21 protein-coding genes and 1 tRNA gene are annotated in these 22,012 nt (G+C 67.6%); 6 read left to right on the forward strand and 16 right to left on the reverse strand.

Features of this window, described 5'->3' with window-relative positions; translation table 11 throughout:
- Nucleotides 1–10: 10 nt before the first annotated feature.
- From C0099_RS11960 to C0099_RS11975, 4 genes are all read right to left on the reverse strand, one after another.
- Entirely contained in the window at nt 11–964 is a 954-nt protein-coding gene (locus tag C0099_RS11960) for a peptidoglycan DD-metalloendopeptidase family protein (protein WP_173768958.1), read from the reverse strand.
- A complete protein-coding gene (locus C0099_RS11965; RefSeq protein ID WP_228151582.1) occupies nt 961–1,614 on the reverse strand; it encodes a protein-L-isoaspartate(D-aspartate) O-methyltransferase in 654 nt (217 codons plus the stop codon). Before C0099_RS11965 ends, C0099_RS11960 begins: the two co-directional genes overlap by 4 nt.
- Before the next feature lies 1 nt (nt 1,615).
- On the reverse strand, nt 1,616–2,359 hold the full coding sequence (gene surE, locus C0099_RS11970; protein ID WP_102247629.1) for a 5'/3'-nucleotidase SurE: 744 nt from the start codon (nt 2,357–2,359) through the stop codon (nt 1,616–1,618).
- A gap of 157 nt (nt 2,360–2,516) precedes the next feature.
- Entirely contained in the window at nt 2,517–3,527 is a 1,011-nt protein-coding gene (locus C0099_RS11975) for a porin (RefSeq protein ID WP_102247630.1), read from the reverse strand.
- Between the two features lie 655 nt (nt 3,528–4,182).
- Here C0099_RS11975 and C0099_RS11980 point away from each other — a divergent pair.
- On the forward strand, nt 4,183–4,389 hold the full coding sequence (locus C0099_RS11980) for a cold-shock protein (protein WP_102247631.1): 207 nt from the start codon (nt 4,183–4,185) through the stop codon (nt 4,387–4,389).
- A gap of 87 nt (nt 4,390–4,476) precedes the next feature.
- Here the strand turns inward: C0099_RS11980 and tenA are convergent, their stop codons facing one another.
- The 3 genes from tenA to C0099_RS11995 form a co-directional block, all read right to left on the reverse strand.
- A complete protein-coding gene (gene tenA / locus C0099_RS11985) occupies nt 4,477–5,142 on the reverse strand; it encodes a thiaminase II (RefSeq protein ID WP_102247632.1) in 666 nt (221 codons plus the stop codon).
- A gap of 93 nt (nt 5,143–5,235) precedes the next feature.
- Nucleotides 5,236–5,312, reverse strand: a tRNA-Pro gene (locus C0099_RS11990).
- 23 nt (nt 5,313–5,335) lie between these two features.
- A complete protein-coding gene (locus C0099_RS11995; protein ID WP_102247633.1) occupies nt 5,336–6,304 on the reverse strand; it encodes a polyprenyl synthetase family protein in 969 nt (322 codons plus the stop codon).
- Between the two features lie 194 nt (nt 6,305–6,498).
- Between C0099_RS11995 and C0099_RS12000 the strand changes: the two genes are divergently transcribed.
- Entirely contained in the window at nt 6,499–6,882 is a 384-nt protein-coding gene (locus C0099_RS12000; RefSeq protein WP_102247634.1) for a hypothetical protein, read from the forward strand.
- A gap of 13 nt (nt 6,883–6,895) precedes the next feature.
- Here the strand turns inward: C0099_RS12000 and C0099_RS12005 are convergent, their stop codons facing one another.
- Nucleotides 6,896–7,933 carry an aldo/keto reductase gene (locus C0099_RS12005; RefSeq protein ID WP_102247635.1) on the reverse strand — a complete coding sequence of 346 codons (1,038 nt, stop codon included), beginning with the start codon at nt 7,931–7,933 and terminating at the stop codon, nt 6,896–6,898.
- A gap of 90 nt (nt 7,934–8,023) precedes the next feature.
- On the opposite strand from C0099_RS12005, the gene rlmM reads away from it, so the two are divergent.
- The 3 genes from rlmM (at nt 8,024) to C0099_RS16010 (ending at nt 12,488) form a co-directional block, all read left to right on the forward strand.
- Nucleotides 8,024–9,127: a 23S rRNA (cytidine(2498)-2'-O)-methyltransferase RlmM gene (gene rlmM / locus C0099_RS12010; protein WP_102247636.1), complete on the forward strand. Its 1,104-nt coding sequence runs from the start codon at nt 8,024–8,026 to the stop codon at nt 9,125–9,127.
- 270 nt (nt 9,128–9,397) lie between these two features.
- Complete coding sequence (locus C0099_RS12015) at nt 9,398–10,864, forward strand: DEAD/DEAH box helicase (RefSeq protein ID WP_102247637.1); 1,467 nt, start codon at nt 9,398–9,400, stop codon at nt 10,862–10,864.
- Nucleotides 10,865–10,967: 103 nt separating this feature from the next.
- Nucleotides 10,968–12,488 (forward strand): EAL domain-containing protein, encoded by a 1,521-nt coding sequence (locus tag C0099_RS16010; RefSeq protein WP_164084913.1) that lies wholly within the window; start codon nt 10,968–10,970, stop codon nt 12,486–12,488.
- 14 nt (nt 12,489–12,502) lie between these two features.
- Here the strand turns inward: C0099_RS16010 and C0099_RS12025 are convergent, their stop codons facing one another.
- From C0099_RS12025 to C0099_RS12060, 8 genes are all read right to left on the reverse strand, one after another.
- Nucleotides 12,503–12,814, reverse strand: a complete 312-nt coding sequence (locus tag C0099_RS12025; RefSeq protein ID WP_102247638.1) for a hypothetical protein — start codon at nt 12,812–12,814, stop codon at nt 12,503–12,505.
- Between the two features lie 122 nt (nt 12,815–12,936).
- Nucleotides 12,937–14,310 carry an NAD(P)(+) transhydrogenase (Re/Si-specific) subunit beta gene (locus C0099_RS12030; protein ID WP_102247639.1) on the reverse strand — a complete coding sequence of 458 codons (1,374 nt, stop codon included), beginning with the start codon at nt 14,308–14,310 and terminating at the stop codon, nt 12,937–12,939.
- Complete coding sequence (locus C0099_RS12035; RefSeq protein WP_102247640.1) at nt 14,307–14,621, reverse strand: NAD(P) transhydrogenase subunit alpha; 315 nt, start codon at nt 14,619–14,621, stop codon at nt 14,307–14,309. The genes C0099_RS12030 and C0099_RS12035 overlap by 4 nt, the downstream gene beginning before the upstream one ends.
- Before the next feature lie 15 nt (nt 14,622–14,636).
- On the reverse strand, nt 14,637–15,803 hold the full coding sequence (locus C0099_RS12040) for an NAD(P) transhydrogenase subunit alpha (protein ID WP_102247641.1): 1,167 nt from the start codon (nt 15,801–15,803) through the stop codon (nt 14,637–14,639).
- A 261-nt stretch (nt 15,804–16,064) separates the two neighbouring features.
- Nucleotides 16,065–17,306: a glycolate oxidase subunit GlcF gene (gene glcF / locus C0099_RS12045; RefSeq protein ID WP_102247642.1), complete on the reverse strand. Its 1,242-nt coding sequence runs from the start codon at nt 17,304–17,306 to the stop codon at nt 16,065–16,067.
- A gap of 13 nt (nt 17,307–17,319) precedes the next feature.
- Complete coding sequence (glcE, locus tag C0099_RS12050; RefSeq protein WP_102247643.1) at nt 17,320–18,384, reverse strand: glycolate oxidase subunit GlcE; 1,065 nt, start codon at nt 18,382–18,384, stop codon at nt 17,320–17,322.
- A 115-nt stretch (nt 18,385–18,499) separates the two neighbouring features.
- On the reverse strand, nt 18,500–20,008 hold the full coding sequence (locus C0099_RS12055) for an FAD-linked oxidase C-terminal domain-containing protein (RefSeq protein ID WP_102247644.1): 1,509 nt from the start codon (nt 20,006–20,008) through the stop codon (nt 18,500–18,502).
- Nucleotides 20,005–20,748 (reverse strand): FadR/GntR family transcriptional regulator, encoded by a 744-nt coding sequence (locus C0099_RS12060; protein ID WP_102247645.1) that lies wholly within the window; start codon nt 20,746–20,748, stop codon nt 20,005–20,007. Before C0099_RS12060 ends, C0099_RS12055 begins: the two co-directional genes overlap by 4 nt.
- A gap of 234 nt (nt 20,749–20,982) precedes the next feature.
- On the opposite strand from C0099_RS12060, the gene C0099_RS12065 reads away from it, so the two are divergent.
- A complete protein-coding gene (locus C0099_RS12065; RefSeq protein ID WP_102247646.1) occupies nt 20,983–21,978 on the forward strand; it encodes a TRAP transporter substrate-binding protein in 996 nt (331 codons plus the stop codon).
- Nucleotides 21,979–22,012 lie beyond the last annotated feature (34 nt).

Consider the following 22,012-nt stretch of genomic DNA (forward strand, 5'->3'; position numbering starts at 1 on the left):
GACCTCGTCGTCAACGCGCCGGCAGGAACTTGGCAGGATCCACCGGCTTGCCCTGTTTGCGGATCTCGAAATGCAGTTTCGGGCGATCCGCATCCGTACTGCCGAGTTCGGCGATCTTCTGGCCCTTGCTCACCTTGTCGCCTTCCTTGACCAGCAGGTCGCGGTTGTGGGCATAGGCCGTCAGGAAGTCGTCCTCGTGCTTGATGATGACCAGTTTCCCGTAGCCACGCAACCCGCTGCCCGAATACACCACGCTGCCTGCCGCCGCGGCCACGACCGGGTCTCCCGGCTCGCCGGCGATGTCCAGGCCCTTGTTGCTGGACTCGTCGAAACCCTCGATGACTTCACCAGCGGCCGGCCACAGCCATGGCGCCTCGACCGCAGCAGGCGCCGCAGGCGCGGGCTTCTCCGCCGGCTCTGAAGGCTCCGCCGGGGCAGGCTGTGCGGGCGGCGTGTCCGGCGGCGACGGAATCGGCAGCGGCGGCTCGGACGGCAGGATCTGCGGGTTGATCGCGGCCCAGGCCTCGTCCGAGTATTCCGTGCGGCCGCCGCGTGGAGAATCGATCAACGGCACCTCGGCGGCCGGCTGGCTCGGTTCGGCGACCACCCCCGGGGACTCGATCGGGCGCACCGTCACGGCATCCTCGCCACTGCCCGCACTCGGCGGCGCCACCCGCAGGCGCTGGCCGACACGGATCTGATGCGGACTTTCGAGCCCGTTCCACCGCACCAGATCGCCCACGCTCTGACCATAGGTGCGGCTGATGCCGAGCAAGGTATCGCCCTGGCGCACGACGTGGTGCTGGCCGTCGGCCTGAGCGCCTGCAGTAGACGGCGCAGTCGAACCGCGCGACGCATCGCCGAACGGCGCCGGCAGTTGCGACAGGCATCCACTCAAAAGCAGGGCCGAGGCCAGCGGCAGCAGCAGCCGTGCGGTGGCAGCGTGATCGATCGAGTTCTTCATTCCAGTCCACTCAGCAATGGCACGAAACGAACCGCCTCGTGCCGACTTTCCCTGAATACGTCTCCGACCCTCTCGGTCATCACCAGCTGCTGCTCGCCGCCGGCCCCGACCGGGATCATCATGCGCCCGCCGGGGGCGAGCTGGTCTCGCAAGGCCAGCGGCACTTCGCGTGCGCCAGCCGCAACGATGATGGTGTCGAACGGCGCGGCCTGCGGCAAGCCCTGTGAACCGTCGCCGTGCTTGAGCCGCACGTTAGGATAACGGAACGGTCGCAAATTCTCCTTGGCCTGCTCGAACAGCCCGCGAATGCGCTCGATGCCGAACACCTCGGTCGCCAGATGCGACAGCACCGCGGCCTGATAACCGCATCCTGCACCGACTTCGAGCGCGCGCCCGAGTTCGCGACCGGCGCGCAGCAGCTCGATCATGCGCGCCACCACATAGGGCTGGGAGATGGTCTGCTGGAAACCGATGGGCAGCGGCGTGTCGTCGTAGGCGTTGTAGGCCAGTGCGGCATCGATGAAGTGCTGACGCGGCACGCGCAGCATCGCGTCGAGCACCCGCTCGTCGCGGATGCCCTGGGCGCGCAGGCGCTCGACCATGCGCAGCGCTGCCCGGCCACCCGCCTGGGCCGGCTCACACACACCCATCTCAGACCTCCAGCCACTCCGCGACGGCGTTGATCTGACCGTTGTGGGTCAGATCAACGCGCAGCGGCGTGACCGAAACATAACCATCCTTGACGGCCTGAAAGTCCGTCCCCTCGCCGGCGTCGGCGGCCTGCCCGGCCGGCCCGATCCAGTACACCGTCTCGCCGCGCGGCGTGGTGCCGCGAATGACAGGTTCGGCCTTGTGGCGCTTGCCAAGCCGCGTGAGGCGCACGCCGCGGATGTCGCCCGTGCTGCAGTCCGGGATGTTCACGTTGAGCAGTACCGGCTCGCGGAACGGATCACGGATGAAGCGCGCGACCAGATCGTGCGCAACCTTGGCCGCAGCGGTAAAGTCGGTCGCCGACTTGCTGGCAAGAGAAAACGCGATGGCCGGCACGCCGAGCAGGAATCCCTCGGTCGCCGCGGCGACCGTGCCCGAATAAATCGTGTCGTCGCCCATGTTGGCTCCGTGATTGATGCCGGAGACGACCATATCGGGCAGATGATCGAACATTCCCGTGACGGCCAGATGAACACAGTCGGTGGGTGTGCCATTGACGAAGTGAAAACCGTTGGCCGCCTGCCGCAGCGCCAGCGGCCGATCGAGGGTGAGCGAGTTGCTCGCGCCGCTGCGATCGCGCTCGGGCGCGACCACGGTTGTATCGCCAAGGTCGTGCAGGGCGTCGGCCAAGGCCGCAAGGCCGGGCGCGAAATAGCCGTCGTCGTTACTGAGGAGAATGCGCATCGGTAGCTGCTGAGAATGTCGCCCGGGAAGGCGAACCGGTTTGAGAGCCGGAAAATTCTAGCACACCGCCGCGCACGCCCCGCCCGGAGAGCGCCGGCGGTAAACGTAAAAACGGGCGCTTGCGCGCCCGTTTCGATCGAATCGTCAGGAAAGACGATTAGAACGTGTGGCGAATACCCACCGTGAAACCGTTGCCGTTGTTGCCGGCGTCGGCATCAAGGCCAGCCGAAAACGGACGCACGGCGCCGTCGTCATTATTGACGTGCGAGTAGCCAGCGTAGGCCATCGTGCGCTTGGACAGGCTGTGGAAGTACGCAACCGTGTACATGTCCGCGTCCATATCGCTGTTGTCGTGGCTCAGGTGACCGTAGCCGAGCGCAACCTTGCCAGCCTCGCTGACCGGGATCGTGCCGGTGATGGTCCAGACGTCGTTGTCAATCGAGCCGGCGTCGACGTTCTGCCAGGTCAGGTTGACCTGAGCGACGCCGAAGTTGTAGCCACCACCGAGCAACCATTCTTTCTGGTCGTCACCGGCACCGCCGTCGATGCGGTGATAGACGGCCGTCGCTTCGATCGGGCCATTGCTGTACATGGCGCCCAGACCGACGACGTCGCCTTCGCTACGATCGTCGTCCTGGTTCCGCTCGCCGAAGCCGTAGAGGGCTTCGAACTTCAGGCCGCCGAAGGACTTCGACTTGTAGTTGATCGAGTTGTTGATACGACCCGAACCGGCGACACGAATGGTCGCACCGGCGGCGCCGGCGAGGACCGACAGCGGGTCCATCTGGCTGGAGTTCATGAAGTTGGTCATCGTGGCAGCACCGTTGTGACCCGGCGAGTACTGACGACCCAGACCGACGAAGCCGAAGCCGCCGTCCAGACCGACCCACGACTGGCGGGCACCGGTCGGGCCGCTACCGACGTCGGCACCGATACCGTACTCGAGCTGGAACTTGGCGGACAGGCCGTTGCCCAGATCCTCGGAGCCCTTGAAGCCGATGCGCGACGCGGAAACGGTACCGCTTTGAACGCCACGGAACTTGTTGTCACCTTGCTTGGCGTAGACCATGCCGAGATCGACGAGGCCGTAGATGGTGACGTTCGACTGCGCCATCGCCGGCGCAGACATCAGGCCGGCAACCGCCAGAGCGATGAGTTTCTTTTGCATGAATTTCTCCTCTAGTTTTAAGCTGAAACCAGCAGCGCCTGCTGGCCCGACTTACCTCTCAATCGAGAAGCTGGGGTGATTGTGCAAAAGCGCCGCTCACTGCCGCAAGCTCGGCGTAACAAAAAGAAAGGTCGGGGCCCGGTTTGTGTTGCGTACCCGCAACAAGCGGTCAGGCCGCCCCGGTAGGGACACCCCGATCGATCACCGCAACCCTGCCGCCGCAGGCGTTCGCGCCACCCCTCACGACCCGGCCCCGCGCCCGCGCGGTTTCCGCGCCAGCCCCTCATGCAGGCGCTTCGCGCGGCATCGGTGGCGAGCCGGAGACGATCGACGATGATCTTTCACGAACGCCTCCGCGGGGGCAAGCCGACCCGTCACGCCATGGCGTGACGAGGCCCGCACGGGCGCCTCTTCAGGCCCCCGTGCGCGCGGCCATGTCGCGGCACGGCAACACCCGCGACAGGCTGCCACGTCCGCCGCCTGCAACAAAATGCTTGTGTTCGCACAGGCCCGGCCTCATACTCCGTTCGCGGGTTTTCAAAGTACGTCAGCTCTTCGTAGTACCTCAGCGGTATCGGCAAGTGCTCTTGGCCTTGATTCTCGTATTTCCGGGCTCACGCCCACGTTTGACTCAATCATTGCAAGGATGCACATCATGGCAACCGGTACCGTAAAGTGGTTCAACGACGCCAAGGGCTTCGGCTTCATCACTCCGGCGGACGGCGGCGAGGACGTCTTCGCTCACTTCTCCGCGATTCAGGGCGGCGGCTTCAAGTCGCTGGCCGAAAACGACAAGGTGTCCTTCGACATCGTGTCCGGCCCGAAGGGCAAGCAGGCCGCGAACATCCAGCGCATCGACTGAACGTCTGCCGCTGAATGAAAAAGCCCGGGACATCCCGGGCTTTTTTGCGTCTAGCGCACTCATCTGCGGGCGACGGCGAAGCCGCGCCTAATCTGCCAGATCCAGCCCCATTTGCCAGAAGTCGGCTTCCAGCCGTGCGGCGGCATCGAAGATCTCCACCAGTTCGTCGAATCGCGCAGCATCGACCCGCGCGAGCCGGGCGTCGACCCACTCGCGCTCATCGCGCGCGGCCTGCTGGAACTCGTCGCCCGCATACATTGCGATCCATGGCGCATACGGATTGCCGTCGAGCCGGGTGAATGGCTGCTCGAGCAGCCACAGCGCAATCTCGGCGTAGCCGATCATGCACGGCGACAGGGCCACATGCAGGTCGAGCAGATCCCCGCGGTTGCCGGTGTCGAGCACGTAGCGCGTGTAGGCGAGCGTCGCACGCGATTCAGGCAGGCGCGCCAGCGCGGCCTCGTCGATGCCCCACTCGCGGCAATAGGCCACGTGCAGGTCAAGTTCGACATCGAGAATCGCACGCAGCCCGTCGCCTGCACGGCGCAGATCGGCCAGGTCGCGACTCTTGTACGCCGCCAGCGCGAAGGCCCGCGCAAAGTGGATCAGGAACAGATAGTCCTGCTGCAGGTAGTGACGAAAGGCCGGCCCGGGGAGATCGCCGGCGCCCAGGGCACGCACGAAATCGTGCCGGCAATAGGCCTCCCACGAAGCGCGGCTACGCTGCTTGAGGTCTCCGAAGCGGAAAGGCATGGCACACCTCCAGCGTCACGGACAACAAAAAACCGCCTCGAAGGCGGTTTTCCGGAACCGGGCCGCAACAAGATGCGCGACCCCGGGAATGGATGGTCGGGGAAAGAGGATTCGAACCTCCGGCCCCTGCGTCCCGAACGCAGTGCTCTACCAGGCTGAGCTATTCCCCGACGCTTTGAAACCCCTTGCAGTGCTAGAAATCTCGCTCGACTGCAAAGGCTGACAATTTTAGCAGCGCATCCCTGAAAACGGAAGAGGGCAAATGCAACAACGCGCCGGAAGCGAGTTCGGCCTCGGAACGCGCGAACGCCCGGGAGGCCTCGAGCGCACCGGTTTCGCCGATGATCTGCAGGATGTCGCCGAAGGCCTCGCGCTCGCCATTCTCGATCGCCTTGCGCACGCGCGCCGCCTGCGTAGCCGTGCCGTGCTGCATCGCCAGAATCAGCGGCAGCGTCGGCTTGCCTTCGGCCAGATCGTCGCCAAGGTGTTTCCCGGTAGCCGCCTCCTTCGACGAGTAGTCGAGCACGTCGTCGATGATCTGGAAGGCCGTACCCAGATGCATGCCGAAACCCGCCATGTCGCGCTCGCACGCCTCGCCGGACTTGCCCAGGATCGCGCCCAGGCGCGCCGCCGCCTCGAACAGCTTGGCCGTCTTGTAGCGGATCACCCGCAGATAGCCGTCGAGGTCGACGTCGGCGTTGCGCACGTTGAGCAATTGCAGGACCTCGCCCTCGGCGATCACGTTGGTGGCGTCGGCGAGCACCTGCATCACGCGCATGTCGCCGACCCCAACCATCATCTGGAAGGCGCGCGAATACAGGAAATCGCCCACCAGGACCGAGGCAGCGTTGCCGAACACGGCATTGGCGGTGTCACGCCCGCGGCGCAGATCCGACTCGTCGACGACATCATCATGCAGCAGCGTCGCGGTGTGGATGAACTCGACGACCGCCGCGAGTTCGACGTGATCGCGACCGCGGTAGCCACAGGCGGCCGCGCACATCAGCACCAGCGCCGGGCGCAGGCGCTTGCCGCCGCTGCCGACGATGTACTCGGCGACCTGCCGCACGAGGACCACGTCCGAATGCAGGCGCTGGCGAATGACCTCGTCGAGCGCCTGCATGTCGGCACCGATCGGCGCAAGGAGTTGCTGGATGGTCAAGATAGCGGGCCTGCTGGAAAAGGCGAGATGGTAGGGGCCGGCTCTGCAAGGCGTCAAGGATGCGATTCCGGCGTGCGGTGCGCAAGCCGGTCGCGCCTGTGCGCTGCGGCGAACACCGGAAAATTGCACAATCGGGCTTCAAGAATGCCCGCCAACGGTCGTTAAGCGGTAGACGAACCACCAAGCCCGCATCCATGCTTCTGCGAACCCGACTGCTCGTCCTGCTGTGTGCGCCGCTGCTGGCCAGCTGCGACATGCTCTACGACTTGCTCGACATCCCCGACCCGGAACGCCGCGCAGCGGCAGCCGAGGCCGAGGGGCGGGCCATCGGAGGCGGCTGCCGGCATTCGGGCCGCGCACTCGAGGACTGTTACGCGCTCAATCCACAGGTATCGAAGTCGGCCATCTTCGCCGGCTGGCGCGAAATGAACGACTACATGGTCGAGAACAACCTGTCGGAGGTTCCAACGCGCCTGGATCGAAACATGGGGCAGCCGCCGGGCAACAGCCCGCCTCCGCTGCCATCCACGGGCGGCGCCGTGGGGTCCGACTCGCCGCTGCCGATCACGCGCCCCTGAGGCTGACACCGGGTCACGGCGCCGGGTTGGTGTGGCGCGCGTGGATGCCGTCGATCTCGGCCAGCACATCCGGGTGCAGCACCACCTCGCGCGCTGCGAGATTCTCTTCGAGCTGTTCCCGCGACGTCGCGCCGATGACCGTGCTGGTGACGAAATCTTGGCTGTATACGAAGGCCAGCGCCAGCGTGGCCGGGGTCATGCCGTGAGCGCGGGCCAGTTCCGCATAGGCCTCGACCGCCGGGCGCACCCCCGGCCTCGCATAGCGCTTGCCGAAGGCGGGAAAGCGTGTCAGCCGGGCACCCGCCGGCGGCACCCCGAGGTACTTGCCGCTCAGATGCCCGAAGCCCAGCGGGGAATAGGCGAGCAGGCCGACCCGCTCGTGATGGCACATCTCGGCCAGACCGTACTCGAACACGCGCGAGAGCAGGCTGTAGACGTTCTGGATGGACACGATGCGCGGCAGACCCAGCGCGTCGGCCTGGCGCAGGAATTGCATGACACCCCAGGGATGCTCGTTGGACAGCCCGATGTGACGGATGCGCCCTTCCTCGACGAGCCGCGCCAGCGCCTCGAGCTGGGCACGCACCGGCACACATTCACGCTCGCTCGACGGATCGTAGCGCCACTGCCCGAACATCGGCTGGTTACGCTCCGGCCAGTGGATCTGGTAGAGGTCGATGTAGTCCGTGCCCAGACGCTGCAGGCTGGCCTCGACCGCGGCGCGCAGATTGGCCTCGTCGAGCGCCAGCGGGCCGCCGCGGATCCAGTCCAGCCCGCGCGCGGGCCCGGCCACCTTGGTGGCGATGACCACATCCTCGCGACGCTGGCGTGCCAGCCAGCGTCCGAGAATGCGCTCGGATTCGCCCTGGGTGGCCGCGCGCGCCGGCACCGGATACATTTCGGCCGTGTCGAAGAAGTTGATCCCCGCATCCCGCGCGCGATCGAGTTGGTCGAAGGCGTCGGCGGCGTCGTTCTGCTCCCCGAAGGTCATCGTCCCGAGGCACAGGCTGGAGACTTCCGGCCCGCTCTCGCCGAGTCGGCGGTACTGCATCGATAAACTCCCGTGAATCTGCATTTGGCCCGATGCCACAGTGGTGCCCTGTATCATCCGCGCACACGAAAGATGATACAGGCCCTCCCGATGACCCGCGAAGACACCCCCACCCCGCCCGAAGAGGCCCACGCCTGGGGCCTGATCGCGCTGTGCCGCGCAGGCTTCGAGCGCGAACTGGCCGGCGAGCTCGACGCCTTCGCTCGCGAACTGGGGCTCAACGGCTACGTGCGTGCCAACGAGGGCACGGGCTTCGCGGTGTTCGAAGCGGTCGAGGCCATCGACTTCGCCGACCTGGCGCAATATTGCGACTGGCACGCGTTGGTGTTCGCGCGCACGCTGATGCCGTGGTTCGCGCGCGTCGACGACCTGCCCGAGGGTGATCGCGCCGGCCCCGTCGTCGAGGCCGCACGCGCGGCCGGACAACGCTTCTCGACGCTCGCCGTCGAGCACCCCGATTCGGATGCGGCGCGGCCACTGTCGGGCTTTTGCCGGCGCGTTGCCGCGCCGCTTGCGAAGAAGCTCGCGGCGCGCGGCGCGATGCGTGTCAGTCGCAAGGGACTGGCCAACCTGCACGTGATCTTCACCGACGAGAAGACCGCCTGGCTCGCCGCGTCGCGCGCCGATCGCGAGGCGCCGTGGCCGATGGGCATTGCGCGTCTGCGCATGCCGCGCGAAGCCGCCAGCCGTTCCACGCTGAAGCTCGCCGAAGCCATTCTCGGCATGCTCACCGAAGAAGAACGCACGGTGGCGATGCGCGCCGGCATGCGCGCCGTCGATCTGGGCGCCGCTCCGGGCGGCTGGAGCTGGCAACTGGCCTGGCGCGGGCTGCACGTCACGGCCATCGACAACGGCCCGATGGCCGATTCGGTGATGGCCACCAGCATGGTCGAGCACGTGCGCGCCGACGGCTTCACTTGGCGCCCCAAGCGCGCGGTCGACTGGCTGGTGTGCGACATGGTCGAGCAGCCCTCGCGCATCGCCTCGCTGATGGCCGAATGGATCGGCACCGCCCGCGCGCGTCACGCGATCTTCAACCTCAAGCTGCCGATGAAGCGCCGGCTCGACGCCGTGGCGCAATGTCGCAGCCTGATCGAGAAGCGGCTGGCGAGCGTCGGCCCCTTCGAGCTGCGCATCAAGCACCTGTATCACGACCGCGAGGAAGTCACCGCCTATCTCACGCTGCGCCGCTGAATCCATCGCGGAAGGGCTTGCGTCTCGTAGCTCGGTGCGAGCGCAGCGAGGGCCGACGCTGCCGATCGCCATTTGCGGGAATTGTCGCACTCGCTGCGCTCGTCACGACCTACCCGCCCCCCCGACAGGAAGGGCTTGACAGCAAAAGGAAAGCGCGTGTGGCGTGTATAATCGCGGCTTTGGACGCGGCGGACGACACTCGTTTTCCGCTGCCGGGCACTCCGCCCACGCGAACCGGCCCGAGCGCGGCCGCCAGGAACTGAACCGACCATGAGCTTTGCCGACCTCGGGCTGATTCCCGAGCTTCAACGAGCCGTTTCTGAGACCGGATACACCGAGCCCACCCCGATCCAGCAGCAGGCCATCCCCGTCGTACTCAGCGGCCTCGACATGATGGGTGCGGCGCAGACTGGTACCGGCAAGACCGCCGGTTTCACGCTGCCCCTGATCCAGCGCCTGGCGCGCCATGCCAGCACCTCGACCAGCCCGGCGCGCCACCCGGTGCGTGCGCTGGTGCTCGCGCCCACGCGCGAACTCGCGGTACAGGTGCATGAATCGGTCGAAACCTACGGCAAGTACGTGCCGCTGCGCTCGATCTGCATCTACGGCGGCGTGGACATGCGCGGCCAGATCGAGGCGCTGCGCCGCGGCGTCGAGATCGTCGTGGCCACGCCGGGTCGGCTGCTCGACCACGTCCAGCAAAAGACAATCCAGCTTGGCCAGGTCGAGATCCTCGTGCTCGACGAGGCCGACCGCATGCTCGACATGGGCTTCATCCCGGACATCCGGCGCATCCTCGACCTGCTGCCCGCGCAACGCCAGAGCCTGCTGTTCTCTGCGACCTTCTCGGAAGAGATCAAGAAGCTCGCCGACCGCATGCTCAAGAACCCGACCCTGGTCGAGGTCGCGCGCCGCAACATGGTGTCGGAAACCATCGAGCACCGCGTGCATCCGGTCTCGGCCGGCCTCAAGCGCAATCTGTTGGCCCATCTGCTGCGCCATGAACCGGACGCGCAGGCGCTGATCTTCGTCGACACCAAGCTGCTGTGCGGGCGCCTCGCGCACTATCTGACGCGCCAGGGCATCTCGGCCGACGCCATCCACGGCGACAAGAGCCAAGGGCAGCGCACCGAAACGCTGGAGGCCTTCAAGAGCGGACGCCTGCGCGTGCTGGTGGCCACCGACGTGGCCGCACGCGGACTCGACGTCGACGACCTGCCGCTGGTGATCAACTTCGAACTGCCACACACCGCCGAAGACTATGTGCACCGCATCGGGCGCACCGGCCGCGCGGGACGCAGCGGAAACGCCATCTCGCTGGTGTGCGCCGAGGAAAAAGGGCGGCTGGCGGAGATCCAGAAGCTGATCGGCCTCGACATCCCGCAGGAAGTCGTGCCCGGCTTCGACCCCGAACCCGACTACGACGAAGTCGGCACCCACAAACGCAAGCACCGCGACGCAGCCCCGCGTGCGAGCGCAGCGAAAGCCACCGCGCCGACTCCCGCCGCCGCACCTGCGGCCGCCGCGCCGACGGCGGCACCCAGGCGCAGCGGCGGCGATGCACGCCCGACACGCGGGCGCCGCGACAAGCGGGTGGCCGCCGACGGCTTCGACTTCAGCAAGCCCTACGCCCCTGCGTCCGAGGACAATGCCGCACCGACCGTCGACGACCGCTCAAGCGGTCGCCGCGACAAGCGCCCGGTGGCGGTCCTGCTGGGTGGCCTGGGGCGCAAATAGGCGCTGCTTTCCACGCCTTTTCGGGCGACGCAGTGACACCGGCGAGGGTATTCTGGCTACCTAGCGCGGCCGTCGGCCGCCCCCGCAGCCACGGCCACAGAGCATGCCACCGATTCCGCCCAAGCCGGCCAGACCGCCGCACGAGCCCTTCGTCGCCGACTTCTCGGAAGGGCTGGAGACCGGCCTCTACCTCGCCCTGCTGGAACTGATCGACGAAGGTCTGATCATCACCGGCGACGAGGTCATGATCGACGCCAACAGCGCGGCCTGCCGGCTGCTCGAACGTGACTACCGCCAGATCGTCGGCCACCCGCTGTCCAACCTGTTCCCCAGCGAACGCGCCTTCCTCGCCGCGCGCGAGCGCCTGCTCATCCAGGGTGAGATGCGCGGCAGCATTCAGGTGGTGCTCCCCGGCGGGCGACGACGCGACCTGCGCTTCATCGCCGCCGCGCGCCTGCGCCCGGGCATGCACGCTCTGATCCTCAGCCCCGACATCGTCGCCGAAGCCTATGGCAGCGGCCTGGCGCCGGCCGAGGATCGCGTCTGGCCCAAGCTCGCCGCCGCGCTCGAGCAGCCGGTCATCGTTGTCGACGACGCGGGCCGCGTGCAGGCGCTCAATGCACCTGCGGCCAGGCTGCCCGGCATCGACGGTCGCGAGTTGCGCGGCGAAGTGCTCGAAGGCGTCGTCGCGGTCGAGTGGCCGGCACCGCATGAGCCGCCGATTGCCCGTGTAGCAGGCCTGCGAGCGCGCATGTTGCCGGGGCCGCGGGGTGGCTGGCGCATTCTGCTGCTGCCGGCGGTGGCCGGAGCCAGCGAAGAACTGCCCGCAGCACCCGAGCCGGCGCCGCAGCCGACGCGCCCCGCACAGCCTACCGGCAACGGCATCCGCCTGGCGCTGGAGCACGGCCAGTTCTCGCTGTCGCTGAGCCCGGTAGTGGATGCACGCGACGGCTGCACCTTCGGGGCCTCGGCCGAACTGATCTGGGATCACCCCGGGCGCGGGCTGCTGGGCCCGCGCGCATACCGCGAGGAAGCCCTTGCGGCCGGACTCGCCGCGGAACTGGACGGGCACCTGATCCAGTGCGCACTCGAGGCCGCAGCCCTGTGGCCGGAACAGCGCAACGAACGCTGCACCATCGCGATTCGTCCGGCTGCGGCCGACGATGCAGCCTGCGCACGGCTGATCGAAGCCTCGCTCGCCAGCAGCGGCGTCGCGCCGTCGCGCATCGATCTCGCGCTCGACGCGACGACGCTCACCCGCGCCGACCTGACCGTCGCCACGCTGCGACGGCTCGGGGTCGGGCTGGCACTCGATCGCGCGGGCATCGACGAACTGCCCCTCGACGCGCTCGCGCGCGGCGGTTTCCGCGCGCTGCGCATGCCGGCCGAACTGGTCAAGCGGCTGGGGCATGATGAACACGCAGAAGGCGTCATCGAGCTGCTGGTCAATATCGCGGCCAGCCTGCGCGCGGAACTGGTCGCCTGCGGCGTGACCAGCGCGGCGCACCGCGACTTCCTCGCGGCCATCGGCTGCCCGCTGCAGCAAGGCCCGCTATTCGGCCCGCCGCTGACCGCCGGCGGTTTTGCCGCCCGCTTGCGCGCGCAGGCCAGACAGCCGCGCTGAACGCAAGTTCCGCTTCAATACTCGAGCAGCGTCCGGCAATTCTCCTCACGCCCGGTCTGGCGACTGAACGCGGCCAGACGCTGGTTGACGAAATCGTCGGAGATGCGCTTGTCCGCGCAGTACTCGCGCAACAACATGGCCTGCGTCGAATGCTGCAGATCACGCACCGTCTCGGCCACGGCCGGCATCGGGTAACGATAGGGCTTGCCGTCGGCCGCGCGCGCATCGATCAACTCGCCTTCGGCGGGTGCGTCGGCTTCGGCCTGCTGCGCAGTCGCAGGGGCCGAGAACACCCAGATGACGAGGATGAACAGGACGACACGCATGACGCGCTCCCGGACGCGGACGATGCTCCAGTTGTATACGGGCATGCGCCGCCGTACAAGTACACGAAAAAGGCGCGCCCCGCGGGGCGCGCCTTTATGACGCTTTCAGGCGCCGACAGGCGTCAGCTGTCGAACGCCTTGATCTGCGCGATGATCTCGCCCACGGCATCCTGCGCGCTGCCGTAGAGCATGCTGCAGTTCTCCTTGAAGAACAGCGCGTTCTCGATGCCCGAATAGCCTGCGCCACGTCCGCGCTTGATCACGATCGCGTCGCGGGCCATGTCGGCGTTGAGAATGGGCATGCCATAGATCGGGCTGGACTTGTCGGTGCGTGCGACCGGGTTGACCACGTCGTTGGCGCCGATCACCAGCGCGACATCCGCCTGCGAGAACTCGTTGTTGATCTCCTCAAGGTCGAAGATGCGGTCGTAGGGCACGCCGGCCTCGGCCAGCAGCACGTTCATGTGGCCCGGCATGCGTCCGGCCACCGGATGGATCGCGAACTTGACCTCGACACCGGCCTCCTCGAGCAGTTGCGCCATCTCCCACACCTTGTGCTGCGCACCGGCCACCGCCATGCCGTAGCCCGGCACGATGATGACCTTGCCACCGAAGCGCATCAGGGACGCGGCATCCATCGCCGAAGTCTCGCGCATCGTGCCCTGGCTCTCGCCCGAGCCCTCGACCGCTGCGCCGCTCAGCGGCGTGAAGATGATGTTGCGGATCGGGCGGTTCATCGCCTTGGCCATGAGCTGCGTGAGCAGCATGCCCGAGGCGCCCACCACGATGCCCGCGACAATCAGCATCGGCACGCCCAGCACGAAGCCCTTGAAACCCACCGCGAGACCCGTGAAGGCGTTGAGCAGCGAGATCACCACCGGCATGTCGGCACCGCCGATCGGCAGCACCAGCACCACGCCCAGCGCCAGCGCCAGCACGAAGAACAGGAAGATGCCGAAACCCGAGGGGTCGTCGGAGTAGCCGATGGTCAGGCCCAGACCGAAGGTGATCAGCGTCAGGAAGAAATTGATGCTGTTCTGCTGCGGCAGACGAATCGCCTTGTTCATCAGCCCCTGCAGCTTCGCGAACGCCACGCACGAACCCGAGAAGGCCACCGAACCGATGATCGCGCCGAGCACCATCAGCGTGGACACCATGGCCGAGTGATCGACCCCACGCACCAGTTCGATGGCCGCGATGCCGGCCGCGGCACCGCCGCCCATGCCGTTGTAGATGGCGACCATCTGCGGCATGTCGGTCATCTTGACCGTCTTGCCCGACCACCAGGCCACGCCACCGCCGAGCACGATGGCCAGCACCATCAGGCCGATGTTGTGCAGGTCGGAAACGAAGAAGGTCACGACCGTCGCGGCGATCATCGCGAAGCCGGCCCACACGATGCCGCGACGCGCGGTCACCGGCGAGCTCATCGCCTTCAGGCCGAAGATGAACGCGATCGTGACGAGAAAATACGCCATGCTCACAAACCAGTTCATTTGGCGCCCCCCTCGTTCTTCTTGTTCTTGCCGCCGGCCTTGAACATGCCGAGCATGCGTTCGGTGACGATGTAGCCGCCGGCGGCATTGGCCGCGCCGAGGAAGACCGCGACGAAGCCGATCAGCAGTTGCAGCGGATCATTCGGGTCGGCGTGGCCGAGCGCGATCATCGCGCCCACCAGCACCACGCCGTGCACGAAGTTCGAGCCCGACATCAGCGGGGTGTGCAGGATCACCGGCACGCGGGAAATCACCTCGTAGCCGGTGAAGGCCGCGAGCATGAAGATGTATAGAGCGGTAAAGCCTTCCATTGCGTCAGCTCTCCTTTAGTTGTTCGAGTCGAGCCCGAGCGCCTTGCGCACGCCCTCGTGGCGCACTTCGCCGTCGTGGGTGAGGCAGGCTCCGCTCATCACCTCGTCTTCCCAGTCGAGCGTGAGCGCACCGTCCTTGATGAACGGGCTGATGAAATTGAACAGGTTCTTCGCGAGCATCTCCGAGGCATGCACCGGCATGCGGCTGGCGATGTTGGTCGGCCCGACGATGAGCACGCCACCGACGCGCTTCTCTTCGCCGGCCACCGTACCTTCGACGTTGCCGCCGGTCTCGGCCGCCAGATCGACGACGACCGCGCCGTCCTTCATCTGCTCGACCATCTTCTTGGTGACGATCACCGGCGCCTTGCGACCCGGCACCGCAGCAGTCGTGATCAGCACGTCGCACTGGGCGATGGCCTTGCCCAGACGCTCGGCCTGCTGTTTCTTCTCGTCGGCGGTCAGCTCGCGCGCATAGCCGCCCTCGCCGGTCGCGTCGACGCCGGTTTCGACGAACTTGGCGCCCAGCGACTCGACCTGCTCGCGCGTCTCGGGGCGCACGTCATAGCCCTCGACCTGCGCGCCGATGCGCCGTGCCGTGGCAATCGCCTGCAGGCCGGCCACGCCGGCACCGATGACGAGCACGCGCGCCGGACGGATGGAACCGGCCGCGTAAGTGAGCATCGGAAAGAACTTCGGGCAGTGGTTGGCGGCGATCAGCGCGCAGGCGTAGCCGGCAACGGCCGCCTGCGAGGACAGCACGTCCATGCTCTGCGCGCGCGAGATGCGCGGCAGCAGTTCCAGGGCAAAGGCGGTGACGCCACGCTTGGCGATGGCCTGCACGCGCTTGGCGTCGGACCATGGCTGGAGCATTCCCACCAGCACCGCGCCGGGCTTCAACTTGCCGATGAGCTTCTGGCTGGGCGGTTGCACGCACAGCACCACGTCGGCACCGGCGTACACATCCTCGCCACTGTCGGCGAACGCGACATCGCCGAAGGCCTCGTCCGGGAAATGCGCCTCGGCGCCCGCACCGCGCTCGACGAGTGCGCGCGCGCCGAGTCCGGCGTATTTCTTGATCACATCGGGCACCACCGGCAGGCGGCGCTCACCGGCCGCCTTCTCGGCGGCCACGCCGATCACCAGCGGTGTCGGCTGTGCGGCTTCGGTCTGTTCGCTCAAGGTCTGTTCCTTTCCCTTTCGGGCGTGGGGCGCGCGGCCATTGCCACGCGACCGGGAGACACGTCCAGGACGTCCAGGCGCGCGGCACTCCGCCCACTACGGGACGGCCACACGCCAGTTACGGCGAGGTCCGACCCCCGCCGGCGAACCGGATCGGGGCCGGATCGGCACCGTTAAAAAGCGCAATGATACCGATTGGGGCCCGTCGCTCACAAGTCGGCGACTGCGGCAGCCTCGCCGGGGCCGCCCCGCAGCCCGCACTCAAGCGGCTGCTGCGAGGCGCTCGTCGAGGTATTCGATCCAGTGGCGCACCGGCACATCGGAGGCCGGATCGAGGTGGGTGATGCAGCCGATGTTGGCCGAGGCGATGCGTAGCGCGCCGTGCTCGGTAAGCGCGGCGAGCTTGTCGTCGCGCAGGCGCTGCGACAGTTCCGGCTGCAGCAGCGAATAGGTGCCCGCCGAGCCGCAACACAGATGGGCGTCGCGCACCGGCAACAGTTCAAAGCCGGCTGCCGTGAGCACCGACTCGACCACGCCGCGCAGCTTCTGCCCGTGCTGCAGCGTACACGGGGCGTGGAAGGCGAGTTCGCCGGCGCTGCCCGGCGCAGCATGCAAGCGTGCGACCAGGGCGTCGTGCTCGGCCGCGACGACCTCGCCGATGTCGCGCGTGAGCGCGGCCACGCGCGCGGCACGGGCCGCATAGGCCGCGTCGTCGGCGAGCAGGTGACCGTAGTCGCGCACCTGCACGCCGCAGCCCGAGGCCGTCATCACGATGGCCTCGATTTCGCCGCGCTCGATGGCCGGCCACCATGCATCGATGTTGCGACGCGCATCCGCGCGCGCGCCCTCGTGATCGTCCAGATGCTGGCGCAGCGCGCCGCAGCAGCCCGCACCCGGCTGCTCGACCAGGGAAATGCCGATCGTATCGAGAACGCGCGCCGCGGCCGCGTTGATCGACGGCGCCATCGCAGGCTGCACGCAGCCGGCCAGCGCGATCGCGCGTCGCGCGTGACGCGGCGCCGGCCAGTGACCGGCCGGGCGCGCAAGCGGAACCTTTTCCTTGAGCGCGGCCGGCAGCATGCCGCGTACCAGGCGCCCGGCGCCCATCGCTGCGCCGAACAGGCGGGCGCGCGGCACGAAGGCCTTGAGTGCCCAGCGCATGAGCGCATCGACCCCGCGGCGCGGCACGCGTTGCGAGACCACATGACGCCCGATATCGACCAGGCGCCCGTATTCGACACCCGACGGACAGGTGGTCTCGCAGGCGCGACAGGTGAGACAGCGATCCAGATGCAGCTGCGTGCGCTGCGTCGGCTCGTCGCCCTCGAGCACCTGCTTGATCAGGTAAATGCGTCCGCGCGGCCCGTCGAGCTCGTCGCCGAGCAGCTGATAGGTCGGACAGGTGGCGGTACAGAAGCCGCAATGCACGCACTTGCGCAGGATGGCGTCAGCCTCCTGGCCCTCACGCGTGTCACGGATGAAATCGGCAAGCTGGGTCTGCATGGGAAACGTGGCCTCAGAGTTCGGCGTACATGCGGCCGGGGTTGAGGATGCCGGCCGGGTCGAAGGCGGCCTTGAGACGGCGGTGCATCTGCATCAGCGGCGCGGACGGGCGCTGGAACACCTCGCCGGCACGATCGCCGCCGCGGAACAGCGTGGCATGCCCGCCAAGCGCGGTGGCGCGCTCGCGCACCGTCTCGGGCGCGGCGTCCGAGCGCAACCAGCGCTGGCCACCGCCCCACTCCACGTACTGCGCGCCGTCGAGCGCCAGCGCCGCAGCGGTGGTCGGCAGCGCGAACCGCCACAACGGCGCATCACCGCCGAAGAAGTCGTCGCGCTGTTCGCGCAAAGCCTCCCAGTAGGCATCGGCGGCCGCCCCGTCGAGTGCCTCGCCGCCCAGACGCTGGCGCGCGGCATCCACGGCCGCGCGCGCACCCGACAGGCGTACCCGCAACACCCCGTCGTGCCAGGCGGTGGCCGACACCGGCAGTGGCTCGGCGCCCCACTCGTTCATCTTCGCCAGCGCCGCCGCCTCGTCGCATTCGAGCGCCAGCGTGGCCTCGGCCACGGGGCGCGGCAGCACCTTGAGCGAAACCTCGACGATCACGCCCAGCGTGCCCAGCGCGCCCGTCATCAGACGCGACACGTCGTAGCCGGCGACGTTCTTCATCACCTGACCGCCGACGCTGAGCACGTCACCGCGCCCGTCGAGCACCTTCATGCCCAGCACGAAGTCGCGCAGGCTGCCCACCGCCATGCGCCGCGGCCCCGACAGGCCGGTGGCGACCATGCCGCCTACGGTCGCGCCATCACCGAAGTGCGGCGGCTCGAAGGCCAGCCACTGACCTTTCTCCGCAAGTGCCGCGTCGAGTTCGGCAAGCGGCGTGCCGGCACGCACGGTGACCACGAGTTCGGTCGGCTCGTAGGCGACGATGCCCGCGCACTCGCGCGTATCGAACACCTCGCCCGCCGGCTCGCGGCCGTAGAAATCCTTGCTGCCGCCACCGCGCACGCGCAACGGCGTGCGCGCGTCGGCGACCTGCCGGACGCGTTCGCGCCAGGCCTCGATGATGTCGCTCATGAATCCTTCCTCTCGTCGTGCCGGCGCGAGGCGTGGCGCAGCGTCATCCATGCGCCGACGAACATCAGCACCGGAACGCCCACCAGCAGCAGTTGCAGCCAGCCCTTGTCCATGTTCAGAAACGCGGCAGATCCGGATGCGGCAGTTCGCCGCCCGAAACATGCAGTCGGCCGTACTCGGCGCAGCGGTTGAGCGTGGGGATGGCCTTGCCCGGATTGAGCAGACCGTCCGGGTCGAACGCCGCCTTGACGCGGAAGAAGGCGTCCAGCGTCGCCCGGTCGAACTGCTTGCACATCTGGTTGATCTTCTCCACGCCGACGCCATGCTCGCCCGTGACCGTGCCACCGAGCGCGATCGACAGTTCCAGGATGTCGGCACCGAATTCCTCGGCGCGATGCAGCTCGCCTTCCTTGTTGGCATCGAACAGGATCAGCGGGTGCAGGTTGCCGTCGCCGGCGTGGAACACGTTGAGACAGCCCAGGCCGTACTTCTTCTCCATGCCGGCGATGGCGTCGAGCATCTCGCCCAGACGCTTGCGCGGAATGGTGCCGTCCATGCAGTAGTAGTCGGGCGAGAGCCGCCCGGCAGCCGGGAAAGCGGCCTTGCGCCCGGCCCAGAAACGCAGGCGCTCGGCCTCGTCGCGCGACACGCGAATCTCGGTCGCGCCGGCCGCCTCGAGCACCTCGCGCATGCGCGCGACCTCCTCGGCCACCTCTTCAGGCGTGCCATCGGACTCGCACAGCAGGATGGCCTTGGCGTCGAGCGGATAGCCGGCATGCACGAACTCCTCGACTGCGATGGTGGTGGGCTGGTCCATCATCTCCAGGCCAGCCGGGATGATGCCGGCCGCGATCACCGCGGCGACCGCGTCACCGGCCTTGACCACGTCGTCGAAGGCCGCCAGCACGCACTGCGCCAGTTGCGGGCGGGGCGTGAGCTTGACGGTGACCTCGGTGACCACCGCCAGCATGCCTTCCGAGCCGATCATCGCCGCCAGCAGATCATAGCCGGGCGCGTCCGGCGCGCGCGAACCGAACTCGACGATCTCGCCATCCATGGTCACGCCGCGCACGCGCAACACGTTGTGCACGGTCAGACCGTACTTGAGGCAATGCACGCCGCCCGAATTCTCGGCCACGTTGCCGCCGATGGTGCAGGCGATCTGCGAGGACGGGTCGGGCGCGTAGTACAGGCCTTGCGGGGCGGTCGCTTCGGAGATGGCCAGGTTGCGCACGCCCGGCTGCACGTCAGCGGTGCGTGCCAGACGGTCGATGGCGAGAATGCGGTTGAACTTGGCCAGCGACAGCAGCACGCCATGCGCGTGCGGCAGCGCCCCGCCCGAGAGCCCCGTGCCGGCGCCGCGCGCGACCACCGGCACGCCCAGTTCGCGACAGGTGCGCAGCACGTCGACCACCTGCGCCTCGGTCTCGGGCAGCGCGACGACCATCGGCAGTTGGCGGATCGCGGTCAGGCCGTCGCACTCGTAGGGGCGCACGTCCTCGGTGTCGTAGATCAGCGCACCGGGCGGCAGCAGCGGCGACAGGGCGGCGATCACGCGGGCGCGATCGATACCGGAGAAGTCGCGCTCGGCCACGTTCGGCGCGGCGTCCAGCATGGTGTTCATGAATCGGTCTCCTCTTGGGCGAGCGCGCGCCAGCGCGCCGGATCCAGTCCCAGCCGGCGCGCGGCGCCGACCAGATGGGCCGCCGCGGCGCGACGCGCGCCGGGCGCGTCTCCCGCCGCGATGGCCGCGAAAATGCGTTCGTGCTCGCGCTGCGCGTCGCGGGCGCGCCCGGCGCGATGCCCGGCCGCGCTCCAGGTGGGCGCGCGCGAACCCGAGAACTGCTGCCCGACGAACTGCTGGAAACGCGCCAGCGCGCGGTTGTGCGTGGCCTCGGCAATCGCGATGTGAAAGGCGTCGTCATCGACCACCGCATCGCCGGCTGCAGCCAGCGCCTCGCGCATGCGCGCCAGCGCCGCGCCGATGTGCGCCAGGTCGGCCGCTTCACGCCGCTCGGCGGCGAGCGCGGCGGCGCCGGTTTCGACCACGTAGCGCAGTTCGAACACGTCGGCGGCATCCTGCGGCAGCACGTCGGGCAGCGGCAGGCGGAACACGCCCTCGCCGGGCCGCGCCGCGACGAAGGCGCCCGAGCCCTGACGCGTGCGCACGCAGCCGTCGGCCTTGAGTCGCGCGATGGCCTCGCGAATCACCGCGCGGCTGACGCCGAAGCGCTCGCACAACACCTTCTCGGTGGGCAGTTGCGTACCCGGCGCGAAGCCTTCGGAACGCAACCAGGCTTCGAGCGCGTCGGCGACCTCGTCGGACAGGCGCGTGGCGCGCGGCACAGGTTCGGGTGCGTTCATGACAGCAACCAAGTTGTCAGACAAATCGATGCTACGTGATCGCGCCCAGCGTGTCACCTGCGATTTTCACGCAAAACCGGCCCGGATTGCTCGAGTAACTACATAGTATTGACAAACAAAAACACCAATGCTTCACTTACTACACAGTTACGCCACAACGTCCGCACGACAACAACAAGACGTCGGCCGCTGTACCAAGCTTCGAAACGTCACACCACAAGAGGAGGCCCGACGATGTTCAAGCGTCACACACTCAAGCTCGCCGCCGCGCTGTTCGCAGCGTCCGCGCTGGTCACTACTGCTCATGCCGAGCGGCTTTCGATCTCGACCTGGGGCAGCCCCAAGCACCCGCAGGTGTCGCAGTTCATCCCGCAGTTCGAGAAGAAGCTCGAAGAGAAAAGCGGTGGCAAGTTCCGCGTGCGCAGCTTCCAGGGCGGCGAGATGGTCAAGCAGGAATTCGTGCCGACGGCGATTCCGCAGGGCACGGTCGACATCTCGCTGACGACCATGGATACCTGGTCGGGCCGTGTGCCCGAGGTTTCGATCCTGACCACGCCGCTGTGGAACAAATCCATGCAGTGGACACGCGACAACCTCAAGCCGGGCGACCCGATCTTCGACTATTTCGATGCCAAGTTCCGCGAACAGGGCGCGGTCGTGCTGGCACTGTTCGACATCGGCCCGGCCGTGGTGTCGACCAATTTCCCGCTCAAGACGCCGGATGACATGAAGGGCAAGTCGGTGCGCGTGTATTCGCGCGGCGCCGGCCAGGTGATCCAGGAACTGGGCGGATCGCCGGTGACGATGGGTGTGGGCGACGTCTATTCGGGCCTGCAGCGCGGCACCGTCGACGGCGCGATGGGCGGTCTTGGCGGCGCGGTCGGCCTCAAGCACTACGAGGTCACCGACCACATGCTGGTGCAGAACGGCGTGATCGGCACGCTGGTGCACGGCTACGTGATGAACCGCGACAAGTTCGAGCGCATGGACCCCGAATTGCGCAAGGCCTTGCTCGAAGCGGTCGCCGAGTCGCGCGACGCGATGCAGCAATACCTCATCGACATCTACGCCAAGCAGGTCGACGAAGTGCGCCAGTCCGGCTCGAACGTGGTCACGATCGAGCAGAACAGCGCCGAGTGGAAGGTCTGGGAAGACGCGCTGGCTGATTTCGCCGAAAACGCCCGTCAGGAATACCCGGCCGGTCTGGTCAAGCTCATCGCAGCCGACTGAGCCGACGGGGTCGCCCGACGGGCGGCCCCGCACG

Source organism: Pseudazoarcus pumilus (genome assembly GCF_002872475.1).
GTDB lineage: Bacteria > Pseudomonadota > Gammaproteobacteria > Burkholderiales > Rhodocyclaceae > Pseudazoarcus > Pseudazoarcus pumilus.

Bases quoted from the DNA above. Each gene is read 5' to 3' on its own strand.
- C0099_RS11960 (WP_173768958.1), bottom strand. From the start codon at position 964: ATGAAGAACTCGATCGATCACGCTGCCACCGCACGGCTGCTGCTGCCG.
- C0099_RS12000 (WP_102247634.1), top strand. From the start codon at position 6,499: ATGCTTCTGCGAACCCGACTGCTCGTCCTGCTGTGTGCGCCGCTGCTG.
- C0099_RS12025 (WP_102247638.1), bottom strand. From the start codon at position 12,814: ATGCGTGTCGTCCTGTTCATCCTCGTCATCTGGGTGTTCTCGGCCCCT.
- C0099_RS12065 (WP_102247646.1), top strand. From the start codon at position 20,983: ATGTTCAAGCGTCACACACTCAAGCTCGCCGCCGCGCTGTTCGCAGCG.
- C0099_RS12035 (WP_102247640.1), bottom strand. From the start codon at position 14,621: ATGGAAGGCTTTACCGCTCTATACATCTTCATGCTCGCGGCCTTCACC.
- C0099_RS12005 (WP_102247635.1), bottom strand. From the start codon at position 7,933: ATGCAGTACCGCCGACTCGGCGAGAGCGGGCCGGAAGTCTCCAGCCTG.
- glcF (WP_102247642.1), bottom strand. From the start codon at position 17,306: ATGCAGACCCAGCTTGCCGATTTCATCCGTGACACGCGTGAGGGCCAG.
- C0099_RS11965 (WP_228151582.1), bottom strand. From the start codon at position 1,614: ATGGGTGTGTGTGAGCCGGCCCAGGCGGGTGGCCGGGCAGCGCTGCGC.
- C0099_RS12030 (WP_102247639.1), bottom strand. From the start codon at position 14,310: ATGAACTGGTTTGTGAGCATGGCGTATTTTCTCGTCACGATCGCGTTC.
- rlmM (WP_102247636.1), top strand. From the start codon at position 8,024: ATGACCCGCGAAGACACCCCCACCCCGCCCGAAGAGGCCCACGCCTGG.
- surE (WP_102247629.1), bottom strand. From the start codon at position 2,359: ATGCGCATTCTCCTCAGTAACGACGACGGCTATTTCGCGCCCGGCCTT.
- C0099_RS16010 (WP_164084913.1), top strand. From the start codon at position 10,968: ATGCCACCGATTCCGCCCAAGCCGGCCAGACCGCCGCACGAGCCCTTC.
- C0099_RS12055 (WP_102247644.1), bottom strand. From the start codon at position 20,008: ATGAACACCATGCTGGACGCCGCGCCGAACGTGGCCGAGCGCGACTTC.
- C0099_RS11975 (WP_102247630.1), bottom strand. From the start codon at position 3,527: ATGCAAAAGAAACTCATCGCTCTGGCGGTTGCCGGCCTGATGTCTGCG.
- C0099_RS11980 (WP_102247631.1), top strand. From the start codon at position 4,183: ATGGCAACCGGTACCGTAAAGTGGTTCAACGACGCCAAGGGCTTCGGC.
- glcE (WP_102247643.1), bottom strand. From the start codon at position 18,384: ATGAGCGACATCATCGAGGCCTGGCGCGAACGCGTCCGGCAGGTCGCC.
- tenA (WP_102247632.1), bottom strand. From the start codon at position 5,142: ATGCCTTTCCGCTTCGGAGACCTCAAGCAGCGTAGCCGCGCTTCGTGG.
- C0099_RS12015 (WP_102247637.1), top strand. From the start codon at position 9,398: ATGAGCTTTGCCGACCTCGGGCTGATTCCCGAGCTTCAACGAGCCGTT.
- C0099_RS12060 (WP_102247645.1), bottom strand. From the start codon at position 20,748: ATGAACGCACCCGAACCTGTGCCGCGCGCCACGCGCCTGTCCGACGAG.